Origin of the sequence: Actinoplanes rectilineatus (genome assembly GCF_000962825.1) — a bacterium.
GTDB classification, from domain to species: Bacteria; Actinomycetota; Actinomycetes; order Mycobacteriales; family Micromonosporaceae; genus Actinoplanes; species Actinoplanes rectilineatus.
On record NZ_JZKF01000008.1, the window covers coordinates 158,940 to 173,182 of the forward strand.

Consider the following 14,243-nt stretch of genomic DNA (forward strand, 5'->3'; position numbering starts at 1 on the left):
CTCACCGGGATCGTTCCGGTCAGCGCGTTTGTTCCAACCAGCTGGCGTAGAGCTTGGCGTAGATCGACCCCTCCTCGGCGACGAGGCGGGCATGCGGGCCGCGTTGTACGACGCGGCCCGCATCCACCACGACGACCTCGTCGGCGGCCTCGGCCGTGGACAACCGGTGCGCGATGGCCACCGTGGTCCGGCCGCGGGTCACCAGGTCCAGGGCGTGCTGCAGGCGCACCTCGGTGGCCGGGTCCACCGCGCTGGTCGCCTCGTCCAGCACCAGCAGGTCCGGGTCCGCGACGTACGCCCGGACCAGCGCCACCAGCTGACGCTCCCCCACGCTGAGCGCCTCACCGCGTTCGCCCACCGGGGTGTCCAGCCCCTCCGTGAGCCCGGCCAGCCAGTCGCCGAGACCCAGTTCGGTGAACGCCCGCTGGAGATCCGCGTCGGTGAGATCCGGGTCGGCGAAACGGATGTTCTCCGCCACCGTGGCGTCGAAGAGGAAACCGTCCTGCGGGACCATCACCACCCGCGAGCGCAGCGACGAGAACCGCACGTCGCGCAGTGGCACCCCGGAGAGCAGCACCTCGCCCCCGGCCGGGTCCATCAGCCGGGTGAGCAGCTTGGCGAACGTGGTCTTGCCGCTGCCGGTCTCGCCGACCACGGCCACCTTGGTCCGGGCCGGGATCTCCTGGTCGACGTCCTGCAGCACCAGCGGGCCGCCCGGATAGCGGAACGACACGTCGCGGAACCGCACCGACAGCGGGCCCTCGGGCAGGTCGACGCCCTTGTCGTCGGGGTCGGCCACGTCCGGTTCGACGTCGAGCACGTCCAGGATGCGCCGCCAGCCGGCCACCGCGTTCTGCGCCTCGTTGAGCATGTCGGTGGCGATCTGCACCGGCTGGATGAAGAGCGTCACCAGGAACAGGAACGCGGTCAGCCGGCCCACGGTCAGCTCACCGTCCACCCCGAGCAGCACCCCGACGACCACCACGCCGGACAGGGCGAGACCGGCGCCGATCTCGCCGCTGGAGAAGCTCGTCACACTCGTACGCAGGGCCCGCTGCTGGGCCACCCGCAGATCCTCGATCGCGGTGTCCAGGCGCTGCTCGGTGCGGGCGGCCACGCCGTACGACCGGATCACCGACGCCCCCACCACGCTCTCGGCGACCGCGCCCATCATCGTGCCGGTGCGTTCCCGGACCGACCGGTAGACCGCGGCCAGCCGCTTCTGGAACAGCCGGATCACACCGACGGCCGGGCCGAAGGCGAGCAGCACCACGATGGTGAGCTGCCAGGAATAGACGGCCATCACGATCGTCGACACGATCAGCTGCCCACTGGCCAGCAGCAACTGCACGCCGCCGGTCTGCAGGAAGGTGGAGATCTGGTCGACGTCGCTGGTCACCCGGGACACCGAGGAACCCCGGCGCTCGGACTGCTGGTGCAGCATGGACAGGTCGTGGATGTGCCGGAAGGTCCGGGAGCGCAGCGCGCCGAGCGCGGTCTCGCTGACCGCGAACAGCCGCCGGGTCATCAGATAGCCGCAGAGCGTGGAGACCGCCAGGGCGGCCAGGGTCAGCGCCACCACGACCAGCACGATCTGCGGGTCGGGCCCGCCGTCGCCCCGGATGCCGTGGTCGATGCCCTGCTGCACGGCGATCGGCACGGCCACCCGGCCGGCCATCTGCAGGAGCGCCAGTGCGACCGTGCCGCCCAGTCCGGTCCGCAGTTCGGGCGAGAGGGCCAGACCCCGCTTGATGGTGGCGAAGGTGCCGTCGCTGCTCACTGCTGCTCCGCTTTCTCGTACGCCGTGACCAGGTCCCGGTAGCCCGGCTGGGACGCCATCAACGCGGTGTGCGTCCCGGTCGCCACCACTCGGCCCCGGTGCAGGTAGACCACCTCGTCGGCGAGGGCGATGGTGGCCCGCCGGTAGGCCACCACCAGGATCGACGCGCCCGCGTCCGGTCCGCGCAGGGCGCCCAGCACGGCCGCCTCCACCCGCGGGTCGACCGCGCTGGTGGCGTCGTCGAGCACCAGCAGCCGGGGCTTGCCGGCCAGCGCCCGGGCCAGGGTGAGCCGCTGGCGCTGGCCGCCGGAGAGCGACGTGCCGCGCTCGCCGACCGCGGTGTCCAGTTTCGCCGGCAGTCCGGCGGCGAACGTCTGGGCCTGGGCCAACCGCAGCGCCGTCCAGACCCGCTCGTCGTCGATGTCCGGCCGGTCCAGCGCCACGTTGCCGCGGATCGTGTCGTCGAAGACGAACGGCACCTGCGGGACCAGCGCGGTCGCGGCGGCCAGGTCGGCGGCGGCCAGGTCGGGCAGTTTCACCCCGTCGACGGCGACCGTGCCGGTGTCCGGGTCGACCAGGCGGACCGCGAGGGCGGCGATGGTGGACTTGCCGGATCCGGTGGCGCCGACCAGGGCCACCGTCTTACCGGCCGGAACGGTGAAGCTGACGTCGTGCAGGACCTCCGGTCCGCCCTCGTAGTGGTAGGACACCTGCTCGAAGGCCAGCTCGGCCGGGCCCGCGCCGGGGAGCCCGGCTTGCCCGTACGCCAGATCGCCCTCCGCGGCGAGGACGGCCTGGACCCTCTCCCATCCGGCCACGCTGCGCGGCAGTTCGCCGACCACCCAGCCGATCGCGCGCACCGGGAAGGCCAGCACGGTGAACAGGAACGCGACGCTGACCAGCTCGGACACGCTGATCGCGCCCTGCTGCAGCCGCCAGGTGCCGATCAGCAGCACGGCCAGCGTGCCGATGCTGGGCAGGGTGTCCATCAGCGGGTCGAACAGGCCGCGCAGCCGGCCCACCGCGATCAGCGCGTCCCGCAGTTCGGCGACGAAGACGCCGAACCGGCGGGATTCGTCCGCCTCCCGGCCCATGGTCTTGACCACGAGCGCGCCGTCGAAACTCTCGTGCGCCACCGAGCTGACCTTGGCGCGCATCCGCTGCGCGTGGATCTGCCGCGGCGACATCCGCCGGGAGTAGGCCAGGTTCAGCGCGAACAGCGACGGGAACAGCGCCACGCCGATCAGCGCGAGCACCCAGTCGGTGACGAACAGCGAGATCACCGCGCCGAAGATCATCACGATGGTGCCGACCGCGAACGGCAGCGGCGCGATCGGCACGAACGCCGCCTCCACGTCCGAGGTGGCGTTGGAGAGCAGGCTGCCGGTGGAGTGCCGCTGATGCCAGGCCGGCGGCAGCGACAGGTAGCGGCGGGTCACCGCACGGCGGTACCGCGCCTGCAGCCGGAACTGCATGTAGCCGGCACCCAGGCGCCTGCCGAAGATGGTCGCCACCCGCAGGCCGGCGATGCCGAGAAGGATCGCGACGATCGTCGCGAGTTCCCCGGCGCCGACCCGGCCCGCCGCGAAGGCCGGCACCACGACGTGCCCGATCACGAAACCCACGACGTACGAGTTGGCGATGATCAGCAATCCGAAGATGCTGCTGCCCACCGCTCCGATGGTGAAGAGGCGTGGTTCGGTGCGGATCGCCTGCCCGAGCACCCGCAAGCCCCGTCCCAGCACGTCATTGCTGGCCCTGCCGCTCAATGTCCTACCCGACTGGTAAGTGTTCGCCGCGCTTTCCGGCCTTACCCACCCATCCTGCCCAACCCGGGCCGCGTTTACATTGTGGCCACGATTACATCGCCTACGATCGACGGATGGTCAACCACGCGCGCACCGAGCGGGCACTCCTCGCCGACCTGCTGCTCCGCACCGGCCCGGACGCACCCACCCTGTGCGAGGGCTGGACCACCCGTGACCTGGCCGCCCACCTGGTCGTCCGGGAACGGCGGCCGGACTCGGCGATCGGGATGCTCGTCCCGCCGCTGGCCGGCCACGGGGAGAGGGTCCGGCTGGCCCGTGCCGCCCTGCCCTACGAGCAGCTGATCGACCAGATCCGCAACCCGCCGGCCTGGGGCCCGCTGACCAACCCGGTGACCGACCCTCTGGTCAACACGGTCGAGTTCTTCATCCACCACGAGGACGTCCGCCGGACGGGTGACGACTGGGCGCCCCGCGAGCTCGATCCGGAACTGACCGCGATCATCTGGCGCAACGTGAAACTGATCGGCCGGGCCACACTGCGCCGCAAGGGTGTCGGCGCCGAGGTGTCGGCCCCCGGTCTCCCGGCGTTCCGGGCCGGTTCCGGCGAACCCCGGGGCCGGATCAGCGGCGACCCCGGCGAGCTGGCGCTGTACTTCTTCGGACGGGAGCAGGTCGCCCGGGTCACCGCGGAGTGGCCCGCCTGAACGGCCCACGACCGGTCCCACCGCGCCGTTCTGCGAGCGGACCGGGCCGAACGGCCTGGCTAGGATCGACGGTAAAGGGCGTGACACCCTAGCCGTGTTTCCACATGACCATTACTCTGCGGTAACGCTGACGTTACGCACCCCCCGTACAGGTTGAAGGCGGCTTCCGATGGCTCTCGAGGTTCCCTACCGGTCGATTCCGGACATGCTCTTCCAGCGCGTGGCGAAAACCCCGGACAGCCGGGCGTTCGCCGCCCCGAACGCCGACGACAGCGGGCCGGCCTGGCTCACCTGGCGCCAGGTGGGTGAGCGCGCCAAGGCGATAGCCGCCGGACTGCACGGGCTGGGCGTCGGCATCGAGGACCGGGTCGCCATCCTGTCCAACACCCGGCTCGAGTGGGTCCTGGTCGACCTCGGCATCAACGTCGCCGGTGCCGCCGCCACCACGGTCTACCCGACCACCGAGCCCGAGGACACCGCGTTCATCGTGGCCGACTCCGGGTCCCGGGTGCTGATCGCCGAGAACCCCCGGCAGGCGCTGAAGATCTCCGGCACCGAGACCTCGGTGACCACCGTCGTGCTGATCGACGGACCGGCCGACGCCGGTGCCACGCCGCCTCAGATCACCCTCGCCGAGCTTGAGGAACGCGGCGCCACCGCGCTGCGCGACGACCCCAGCCTGATCGACGACGTGATCGCCCGGCTCACTCCGGACCACGTCGCCACCCTGATCTACACCTCCGGCACGACCGGCCGGCCCAAGGGCGTGGAACTGCTCCACAAGGGCTGGACCTGGGAGGGTGTCGCGCAGGACCACCTGGGCCTGTTCTCCCCCGAGGACCTGCACTACCTGTGGCTGCCGATGTCGCACGCATTCGGCAAGACCCTGCTCTGCGGCATCGTGCACGTGGGGGTGCCGACCTACGTCGACGGCCGGGTCGACAAGCTGATCGACCTGCTCTCGGTGATCAAGCCGACCCTGATGTGCGCCCCGCCGCGGATCTTCGAGAAGGTCTACAACAAGACCGTCACCAGCGGCCTGAGCGGCACCGGCCTCAAGCCGAAGATCTTCAGCTGGGCGGTCGCCACCGGTAAGAGGAAGGTCGCCCTCGAACAGTCCGGCCGGGCGCTCCCGCTGCCGCTCAAGGTGCAGTACGCGATCGCCGAGAAGCTGGTCTTCTCGAAGCTGCAGCAGAAACTCGGCGGCAACCTGCGCGTTCTGGTCAGCGGTTCCGCGGCCCTCAGCAGCGAGATCTCCGAGTTCTTCGCCGCCGCCAACCTGCCGATCCTCGAGGGCTACGGCATGACCGAGGCCTGCGCCGGCAACTTCGTCAACCGCTACGGCCGCCTCAAGATCGGCACGGTCGGTGAGGCGATCGGCGACATCGAGGTCCGCATCGACACCGACGGCGAGGTGCTGCTGCGCGGCGCTCCCGTCATGCGCGGCTACCACAACCTGCCCGAGGAGACCGCCGGCGCCTTCACCGAGGACGGCTTCCTGCGCACCGGTGACATCGGCGAACTCGACGCCGACGGCTACCTGAAGATCACAGACCGCAAGAAGGACCTGGTCAAGACCTCCGGCGGCAAGTTCATCGCCCCGTCCGCGATCGAGGGTTCCTTCAAGGCCGTCTGCCCGTACACCTCGCAGGCGGTCGTGGTCGGCCAGTCCCGCAACTTCGTCACCATGCTGATCTCGCTCGACGAGGACGCCATCAAGACGTGGGCCGCGTCCGGTCCACTGGCCGGCAAGTCCTACGAGGAGATCATCGCGGCCCGCGAGACCCACGACCTGGTCGAGGGCTTCATCACCGAGCTCAACGGCAAGCTGAACCGGTGGGAGACGGTCAAGAAGTTCACCATCCTCCCCCGTGACCTGAGCATCGAGGCCGGCGAGATCACCCCGTCCATGAAGATCAAGCGCCGCAGCGTGGAAGCCAACTTCGCCGACGAGATCAACAAGATGTATGCGGGCTCGCTCGCCCAGATCTGATCCTCGTCCGTCCCCCTTCCTCCCGAGGCCGGCGCTGCTCAGCGCCGGCTTCCTGGCTTTCCGGGTACGCCCGGAGCCCCGTCCACCGTTCGCGGGCGGTCCGGCGTACCCCGGAAAGGTTCTGACCTCGGAGAGCCCTCCCGGCGCCTACCGTGAGGAGGACGACGGCCGTGGGCACCGCAGGGGGTGGGGCATGACGATCCGGACGATCACCGTCCCGGTCAAGGATCTGGACGCCGCGAAGGCGCTCTACCGGACGCTGCTCGGTGTCGAGCCCTACGTCGATCAACCATTCTACGTCGGGTTCCGGCCCGACGGCGCACCGGAGCTGGGCCTCGATCCGCACGGTGACGTCGGCGCCGGGCCGGTCACCTACTGGCACGTGGACGACATGACAGCGAGTATCGCGGCGCTGGAAGCGGCCGGCGCGGGCATCGAACGATCACCGCACGACGTGGGCGACGGCAGCCTGATCGCGACGCTGCGGGACGTCGACGGGCACCTGATCGGGCTGTTCCAGAAGACCGCGTGACGGACCGCGGACTCAGGCGATCACCGCGGGGGCCCGGCAGGCCGGCGCGGTCACGTGGTCCAGGTCGTGGCGGACCGAGGCGATCCGGCGGACCGCCTCGGTCAGGTCCTCCGGCGGCAGGCTGAACGGCAGGCGCAGGAACCGTTCCAGCGTGCCGTCCAGGCCGAAACGCGGGCCGGGCGCCAGACGCACCCCCACGTCCTCGGCGGCCCGGGAGAGGGCGCTGGAGATCGGCCCGTCCAGCTCCACCCACAGCGACGCGCCGCCGGACGGGACGGTGAAACGCCACTCGGGCAACATCTCGCGCAGTGCCGCCACCAGTACGTCGCGGCGGGTGCGGAGCTGTTCGCGGCGGGCGGCCAGGATCTGGCCGGCCTGGTTCAGCAGGTGCACGGCGACGATCTGCTCGAGCACCGGGCTGGCCATGTCGACGCCGACCCGGATCGCAGCGAGACGCTGCACCAGCGGGGCGGAGGCGCGCACCCAGCCGATGCGCAGCCCACCCCAGTACGGCTTGCTCATCCCGCCGATCGAGGTGACCCTCGAATGCCGGTCGAAGACGGCCACCGGGGGCGGCATGGCCGGGTCCCCGAGAGGCAGGTCGAGGGGCAGGTCGACGAACGACTCGTCGACGACGAGCTCGGTGCCGCTGGCGTGTGCCGCGGCGACCAGGCGTTCGCGCAGGTCGGCGGTCATCAGGTGGCCGGTCGGGTTGTGGAACTCGGGGATCATGTAGGCCAGGCGCGGCCGGGTCTGCCGGAGCGCGCCGAACAGCATCTCGGCGTCCCAGCCGGTGGCCGTGTCCAGGCCGTGGGTGCTGATCCGGGCACGGCGGGCGGCCAGCGCGGCCAGCGCGTTCGGATAGGTGGGCGTCTCGACAAGCACCGGGGCGCCCGCCGGCACGGACAGCCGGAGCACCAGGTCGAGGGCCTGCTGGGTGCCGCCGGTGATCAGGATCTGCTCGGCGGAGGTGGGCACGCCGCGGGCGGTGTAGCCGTCGGCGACCGCGGACCGCAGCTCGGGCAGGCCGGTCGGGTGGTAACCCGCGGTGCCCAGGTATCGCGGCAGGTCGTCGGCGGCGGCCCGGGCCGCGGCGACCAGTTCGTCGGGCGCGGCCGACGCGGCCACCCCCAGGTCGATCATGTCGACGTCGTCGCCGGGGGTCCACAGGCCGGAGGTGGCCACCCGGTGCCCGTTCGGCAGGGTGGTCCAACTGCCCGCGCCGCGCCGGCTGGTCAGGTGGCCGCTCTCGCGCAGGGCCCGGTAGGACGCCGACACCGTGGTGCGGCTCACCTCCAGGGACTCGGCCAGCTCGCGTTCGGCGGGCAGCCGGACGCCGAGGGCCAGCCGGCCGTCGGCGAGCAGACCCCGCACGGCGGCGGCGAGCGCCGCGTAGTCCGGGTTGCGCCGCCGCCCCGGCAGCGCGTGCCACCGGCCCAGCAGCCGCGCCAATTGGCCCCCGCGGATCGACGTCGTCATGGCCACCTCCCCAGGATTGGCACTTTATCATCGGCGGATTGGCATCGAGAGTGGCTTTATGATCATGTCCCGTCGACTCGTTCAACTCTTCGTGGGCCTCGGCCTCTACGGCGCCAGCATGGCCCTGATGGTGCGGTCCGGACTCGGCCTCAACCCGTGGGACGTCTTCCACCAGGGCCTGTCCCGGGTGACCGGCATCAGCTTCGGATGGGTGGTGCTGCTCGTCGGCGTACCGGTCCTGCTGCTCTGGATCCCGCTGCGGCAACGCCCCGGCGTCGGCACGGTCGCCAACCTGCTCGTGGTCGGCTTCTCCGCGGACGCGGCACTCGCCGTCCTGCCCGAAGCCGAGACGCTGCCGACCCGGGTCGGACTGCTCGTCGGCGGGATCCTGCTCAACGGTTTCGCCTCCGGCCTCTACATCGGCAGCCGCATGGGCCCCGGTCCGAGGGACGGTCTGATGACAGGACTGAACACACGTTTTCCGCGACTCTCGATCCGGGTCATCCGCACCGGCATCGAGCTGACCGTGCTCGGCGCGGGCGTCCTCCTGGGCGGCACGTTCGGGCTCGGCACCATCGCGTACGCCCTGGCCATCGGCCCTCTGGTACACCTTTTCCTGCCGCTGCTGACGGTGCCGGAGAGGGCGCCCGTACCCGCTGAAACGATCTTGAACTGATCGATGCCGGTTTGACGCTGATCACAACCCGGTGATCATCCGGACACATTCGCTTCCCGGTGAGCCGACGGCACGGCATCATTGCGCCATGGGGGCCGGCGGCTGGAACTGGAACGACGCTTGGATCTTCGTCTCCGCGGTCATCGCGGAGCGACTGGAGCGCGATCGGGCGCTGCACGCCGCCCTGCCGGTCGGCGGCGCGACCCTGGCGGACCTGCTGGCCGCGGCCGACTTCCTGCACCAGAGCGTGCCGAGCCGCGACGACCTCGAAGAGTCGATCCGCCGCCTCACCGGCGCCGGCCTGCTCACCGTCGACGACGACGTGATCGAGGTCGCGCCGGCCGGCGAACAGCTGTGGCGGACCCGGCCGTTCAGCGGCCTCTCCTCCGCCGTGATGACCCTGCAGGCCCAGCTGAACCGGGCCGCCGAGCCGGGGCGGGCCGACTGGTCCCTGGACGAGCGGGCCTACGCCGCGGCCGTCCGCGAATACAGCCTGCGCCTCGCCGACGGCCGCTGACCCGCGCGCCGGACCTCCCTCCGCAACCACCGATACGGTTGAATGACCACGGAAGGTGACGGCTGAAGGGGGCATCGATGACCCAGACCCCTTTCGTGCTGACCGTCCGCGAAACACTGAGCCTCCTCCAGGCGGGCCGATTTCGGACCCCCTCGTTCCAACGCCCCTACCGATGGACGACAGACCAGGCGATCTCGTTCGTCGAGAGCATCGTGGCCGGCCTCCCCGTCGGCCTCGTCCTCGTCACCGAGGCCCCCGCCCCCGGTGGAGCCGTCCGGATCGGGCCGGTCCACCTCACCGTCCCTCCGGATCCGCACGCCTGGTGGATCCTGGACGGGTCCCACCGGCTCGGCGCTCTCGCCGGCGCTCTCCTGCCGATCGGTCCCCACCCGTTGCATCTGGTCATCGACCTCGATACGGAGGCTGTCAGCGCCGAATCCACGTCCTCGGCGCCCTGGTTCCTTCCGCTCGATCATCTGGTCGACGACCACACCTTCACCACATGGCTCGACCATGAGGCCCTCACCGACGCTCAGTCGGCCCGGGCGATCGACATGCGCGCCCGGATATTGGACTATCCACTCGTCCTCTCCCGGATCGACGGCCTGTCCCCCGACAACGCCACCGCTGTGTTCCGCCTCCTCAACACCAGCGGTATCCGTCTGAGCGGGATCGATCTCGCACGCACCGAACGGCCCGAGCCGTCCGCGAACCGGACACCCGCCTCCATCGCCGCACGGATCGCGCAAGCCGGGTTCGGTAGCCTTCCCCCGAGTGTGATCAGCCAGTTCATGGACATGGCGGACCCGGAGGCGACTCTTCTCCAGGTCCTCACCTGGCTCCGCACGGAAGCGTCCGTACCCCATCTGGCGGTGTGGCAGCAGCACCTCGAACTGCTCCCGGCCCTCAGCCGGTTCTTCGACCGTTATCCCCGGCCCTCACCCCGGGCACGGATCCTGTTGCGCCGCTGGTTGTGGCGCTCGATGGCATCCCCGGACCCGGCTCGGACGTTCCGGGCGATCAGCGGCCGGGACTCCCTCGACGCCGCAGAGCTTCTGACCGGAACGGCCGGGCGGCCGCCCGGGTCCGGCATCCTGGGGAACATCGGCGAGCAATTGGCCTTGACCGTGCTTGCTCCCCGATCCCCCCTGACCGGCGAGCCATACGCGGTGGCCACACTGTTGGAGGCCTACGGCACCGAAGTGTTCCAGCAGTTCTTCGATGTTCCGTTCTTCCTGCCGCCAGATGACGGCAGCGTGATCCACCGGCTTCTCCGCGGGGTCGGCAAGGCGGACGTCCTCGCTTCCCACGCTGTCGACGACGCCGCCCTGACATCGATCGAGAATCATGACGTCCCCGGTTTCCGGCGGCATCGGAAAAGACTGCTGGAGCTCAGCCTGACCAAGGTCTCCGAGGGCCTGGCCGAGTGGGGAAGCTCCGACCGGCCTGCCATCAGTGACCTGCTCCTCGACGACGACAGTGAGAGGGGTGACAACCATGCCCGCCGGGAGTGAGGCGCAGCGCCGGCTTGTCGTCCGGCTACACGACACCGTGGTAGGCGAGATCGCACTGGTCGGCAACACCAACCGATTCACACCCGATCCCGAATATCTGAGCATGCCGGGACGCCCTGTCCTGGGTCAGATATTCGAACTGGTCCCTGCGGTACCACCCGTCCGGGCGAACCGCGCTCAGCCCGGCGTACGACTTCGTGTCCACCATCGTCTACCAGCCGTTCCACGCCGACGGACTGGCCCTCAACCTGGACCGGTCGAAGGATTTCGGCACCGTCACGCCCGCGACCTTCCGCCGGTTCGGCGAGCGGATCGGCTATCCCGTACCCGAAGAACTGGAAACGCTCGCCGGGGCCTTCACCGACCGCATGCGGGAGACATGGCGCTCGGTCATCGCCGGCGGCATGCCGCTCACGCCGGAGATGACCGAGCTGATCCGGGCCCGCCTCAGCGACCTTCCGCTGGCCCGGCTGTCCTGACCGCGGCGCCCACCCAGCTCTTGAGGGTCACCGCGGCCGCGCCCGAGTCGATCGCCTCCGCGCAGCGCCGCATGCCGTCCGCCAGGTCGCACCGGCCGGTCGCCAGCAGTGCGGCGCCCGCGTTCAGCAGCACCGCGTCCCGCACCGGGCCCGGCTCGCCCGCAACCAAAGCGTGCATCACCCGGGCGTTGGCCGCCGCGTCGCCGCCTCGCAACGCGCCTGGCGCCGGCCGGGCCAGCCCCAGTTCGCGCGGGTCGAGCACCTCGTGGCGGGCTGATCCGTCGCGGACCGTCCACAGCTGGGACGTCGTGGCCGTGCTCAGTTTGTCCAGGCCGTCGTCGCCGCGAACCACCAGCGCGGACTCGCCGCGGTCCCGCAGCACCTCCACGATCACCGGCAGCATCCGCGGGTTCGCCACCCCGACCACCCGGTGAGTCGGTGACACCGGGTTGATCAGCGGGCCGAGCACGTTGAAGACGGTCGGCACCCCGAGAGTCCGGCGGATCGGGCCGGCGTGCCGCATCCCGGGATGGACGGTCGGGGCGAACAGGAACGTGACACCCGCCTCGGCGGCCACCGCGGCGCTGCGAGCCGGGGACAGGTCGAGCGGTACGCCCAGCGCCTCCACCAGGTCGGCCGAGCCGGCGCTGGTCGCCGACGCCGCCCGTCCACCGTGTTTGACCACGGTCACCCCGGTCGCGGCGACCACCACGGACGCCATCGTCGAGATGTTCACCGCGTTCGTACCGTCGCCGCCGGTGCCCGCGATGTCCAGGGTGGGGCCGGGAACGCGTACCACGGTGGCGGCTGCCAGCAGCGCGGTGACGAACCCGCCCACCTCGGCCGCCGTCTCGCCCTTGGCCCGTAGGGCCACCAGGAGGGCGGCGACGTGCACCGGGTCGGCCTCGCCGCCGACGATCCGTTCCATCGCCCAGCGGGCCTCGTCCGGCGTCAGGTCGGTGCCGGCGAGCAGCCGGGCGAGCAGGCCGGGAAAGGTCGTCACGATGGTCCTCCGAGGGTGTCATGCCTCGGAAGGGGGCCACCTCACCGAGGCGGCCGTTGTTTGAACACACGGGGACCGCCGGTCAGGCGGGCCACCACATGTTCGTCATGGCGACGACCCTATCAGCGCACCGAGACGCCGGAGGAGCCCGACGACCCAATCAGCGCACCGGGGCGCCGGAGGAGCGCAGGACGTCCTTGACCTCGCCGATCGTCAGGTCCCCGAAGTGGAAGACGCTGGCGGCGAGCACCGCGTCCGCCCCGGCCTCCACCGCCGGCGGGAAGTGTTCGACCATGCCGGCGCCGCCGCTGGCGATCACCGGGATGTCCACCACGGCCCGGACCGCGCGGATCAGCGCCAGGTCGAAGCCGGCTTTGGTGCCGTCGGCGTCCATCGAGTTGAGCAGGATCTCGCCCGCGCCCAGGTCGGCGACCCGGGCCGCCCACTCGATCGCGTCCAGGCCGGCGCTGCGGCGCCCGCCGTGCGTGGTGACCTCCCAGCCGCTGGGTTGCCCGTCGGAGCGGCGCACGTCGAGTGAGAGCACCAGCACCTGGTTGCCGAAGCGTTCGGCGATCTCCCGGATCAGGTCGGGGCGGGCGATGGCGGCGGTGTTCACGCCGACCTTGTCCGCGCCGGCGCGCAGCAGGACGTCCACGTTCGCCACCGAGCGGACGCCGCCGCCGACGGTGAGTGGGATGAACACCGACTCGGCGGTGCGCCGGACGACGTCGAGCATGGTGCCGCGGTCGTCCGAGGAGGCCGTCACGTCGAGGAAGGTCAGCTCGTCCGCCCCGGCGGCGTCGTACGCCGCGGCCAGCTCGACCGGGTCGCCCGCGTCGCGCAGGTCGGCGAAGTTGACGCCCTTCACCACCCGTCCGGCGTCCACGTCCAGGCAGGGGATAACACGCACCGCGACCGTCATGGCGCAACATTAGCGAGAACGACGGGACGGGTTCGGACCAGTCCCAGGAGCACACCGCCGACGACCAGTGTCCCGCCGATCACGTCGACGGTGTGGACCCGTTCGCCGAGGAACACCGCGGCGGAGGCCATGCCGAAGAACGGGACGAGCATGGAGAACGGCGCGACGGTGGCGGCCCCGTACCGGCGCAGCAGGAAACCCCATCCGGCGAACCCGGCCAGGGTCGAGATCAGCGCGATGTAGAGCAGCGCCAGCACCGCCTCGACGTTGATCGCCCGCAGCGCGGCGAGGTCGGCGGCCGGGCCGTCGACGATCAGGGAGAGGACCAGCAGCGGGCCGGTGGAGAGGGCGCTGACCCAGACCATGAAGCGCAGCGAGTCCGGCGGCGCGGCCTGCCGGGTGGCCACGTTGGCCAGCCCCCAGGCCACCGCCGCGCCGATCACCAGTAGGAACGCCGGCAGGGCGGCGCCCATGCGGGTGGCCACGAGCAGCACTCCGGCGGCGGCCAGTGCCAGGCCGGCGATCTGCACCGCCCGGGGGCGTTCGCGCAGGAAGAGCACCGCGAAGAGCATGGTGAAGACGGCCTGGCTCTGCAGGACCAGCGAGCTGAGGCCGGCCGGCATGCCGCCGGCCATGCCGGCGAAGAGCAGCGAGAACTTGGTGACGCCGAGGGTCAGGGCGACGGCGGCGACCCAGCGCCAGGGCACTTGCGGGCGGCCCACCAGCAGTACGGCGGGGAAGGCGGCGAGCCCGAAGCGCAGCGCGGAGAAGAGCAGTGGCGGGAAGTGGTCCAGTCCGATGTCGATGACGACGAAGTTGATGCCCCAGATGGCCGCCACGGCGACGGCGAGGGCCAGGTCACGCGCTCTCATCCG

At 71.1% G+C, this 14,243-nt stretch carries 13 protein-coding genes; 7 read left to right on the forward strand and 6 right to left on the reverse strand.

The annotated features are described in order from the left end of the window. Nucleotides 1-19: 19 nt before the first annotated feature. Both WH85_RS09245 and WH85_RS09250 read right to left on the reverse strand, forming a co-directional pair. Nucleotides 20-1,780 carry an ABC transporter ATP-binding protein gene (locus tag WH85_RS09245; protein ID WP_045741319.1) on the reverse strand — a complete coding sequence of 587 codons (1,761 nt, stop codon included), beginning with the start codon at nucleotides 1,778-1,780 and terminating at the stop codon, nucleotides 20-22. Then, nucleotides 1,777-3,525: an ABC transporter ATP-binding protein gene (locus tag WH85_RS09250; RefSeq protein ID WP_045741320.1), complete on the reverse strand. Its 1,749-nt coding sequence runs from the start codon at nucleotides 3,523-3,525 to the stop codon at nucleotides 1,777-1,779. The genes WH85_RS09245 and WH85_RS09250 overlap by 4 nt, the downstream gene beginning before the upstream one ends. Nucleotides 3,526-3,662: 137 nt before the next feature. Between WH85_RS09250 and WH85_RS09255 the strand changes: the two genes are divergently transcribed. From WH85_RS09255 to WH85_RS09265, 3 genes are all read left to right on the forward strand, one after another. Next, complete coding sequence (locus tag WH85_RS09255; protein WP_045741321.1) at nucleotides 3,663-4,253, forward strand: TIGR03085 family metal-binding protein; 591 nt, start codon at nucleotides 3,663-3,665, stop codon at nucleotides 4,251-4,253. 169 nt (nucleotides 4,254-4,422) lie between these two features. Continuing rightward, the gene (locus WH85_RS09260) at nucleotides 4,423-6,246 is read left to right on the forward strand and encodes an AMP-dependent synthetase/ligase (protein WP_045741322.1); all 1,824 of its coding nucleotides are present in this window, start codon (nucleotides 4,423-4,425) and stop codon (nucleotides 6,244-6,246) included. 193 nt (nucleotides 6,247-6,439) lie between these two features. Beyond that, nucleotides 6,440-6,778, forward strand: coding sequence for a VOC family protein (locus WH85_RS09265; RefSeq protein ID WP_045741323.1), 339 nt, complete (start codon nucleotides 6,440-6,442; stop codon nucleotides 6,776-6,778). A gap of 12 nt (nucleotides 6,779-6,790) precedes the next feature. Here WH85_RS09265 and yczR read toward each other — a convergent pair whose 3' ends face one another. Next, nucleotides 6,791-8,257 (reverse strand): MocR-like transcription factor YczR, encoded by a 1,467-nt coding sequence (gene yczR, locus WH85_RS09270; protein ID WP_045741324.1) that lies wholly within the window; start codon nucleotides 8,255-8,257, stop codon nucleotides 6,791-6,793. 58 nt (nucleotides 8,258-8,315) lie between these two features. Between yczR and yczE the strand changes: the two genes are divergently transcribed. From yczE to WH85_RS09295, 4 genes are all read left to right on the forward strand, one after another. Beyond that, the gene (gene yczE, locus WH85_RS09275) at nucleotides 8,316-8,933 is read left to right on the forward strand and encodes a membrane protein YczE (RefSeq protein ID WP_045741325.1); all 618 of its coding nucleotides are present in this window, start codon (nucleotides 8,316-8,318) and stop codon (nucleotides 8,931-8,933) included. Between the two features lie 88 nt (nucleotides 8,934-9,021). Then, nucleotides 9,022-9,450, forward strand: a complete 429-nt coding sequence (locus WH85_RS09280) for a hypothetical protein (RefSeq protein WP_045741326.1) — start codon at nucleotides 9,022-9,024, stop codon at nucleotides 9,448-9,450. 77 nt (nucleotides 9,451-9,527) lie between these two features. Further along, nucleotides 9,528-10,964 carry a DUF262 domain-containing protein gene (locus tag WH85_RS09285; protein WP_045741327.1) on the forward strand — a complete coding sequence of 479 codons (1,437 nt, stop codon included), beginning with the start codon at nucleotides 9,528-9,530 and terminating at the stop codon, nucleotides 10,962-10,964. A gap of 197 nt (nucleotides 10,965-11,161) precedes the next feature. Continuing rightward, a complete protein-coding gene (locus WH85_RS09295; protein WP_045741329.1) occupies nucleotides 11,162-11,443 on the forward strand; it encodes a hypothetical protein in 282 nt (93 codons plus the stop codon). Here WH85_RS09295 and trpD read toward each other — a convergent pair. The 3 genes from trpD to WH85_RS09310 form a co-directional block, all read right to left on the reverse strand. Further along, nucleotides 11,412-12,446: an anthranilate phosphoribosyltransferase gene (gene trpD, locus WH85_RS09300; RefSeq protein WP_157410908.1), complete on the reverse strand. Its 1,035-nt coding sequence runs from the start codon at nucleotides 12,444-12,446 to the stop codon at nucleotides 11,412-11,414. The two genes, WH85_RS09295 and trpD, sit on opposite strands and share 32 nt — an antisense overlap. A gap of 160 nt (nucleotides 12,447-12,606) precedes the next feature. After that, nucleotides 12,607-13,368 (reverse strand): imidazole glycerol phosphate synthase subunit HisF, encoded by a 762-nt coding sequence (gene hisF / locus WH85_RS09305; protein WP_045741331.1) that lies wholly within the window; start codon nucleotides 13,366-13,368, stop codon nucleotides 12,607-12,609. Then, entirely contained in the window at nucleotides 13,365-14,240 is an 876-nt protein-coding gene (locus WH85_RS09310; RefSeq protein WP_045741332.1) for an EamA family transporter, read from the reverse strand. The genes hisF and WH85_RS09310 overlap by 4 nt, the downstream gene beginning before the upstream one ends. Nucleotides 14,241-14,243 lie beyond the last annotated feature (3 nt).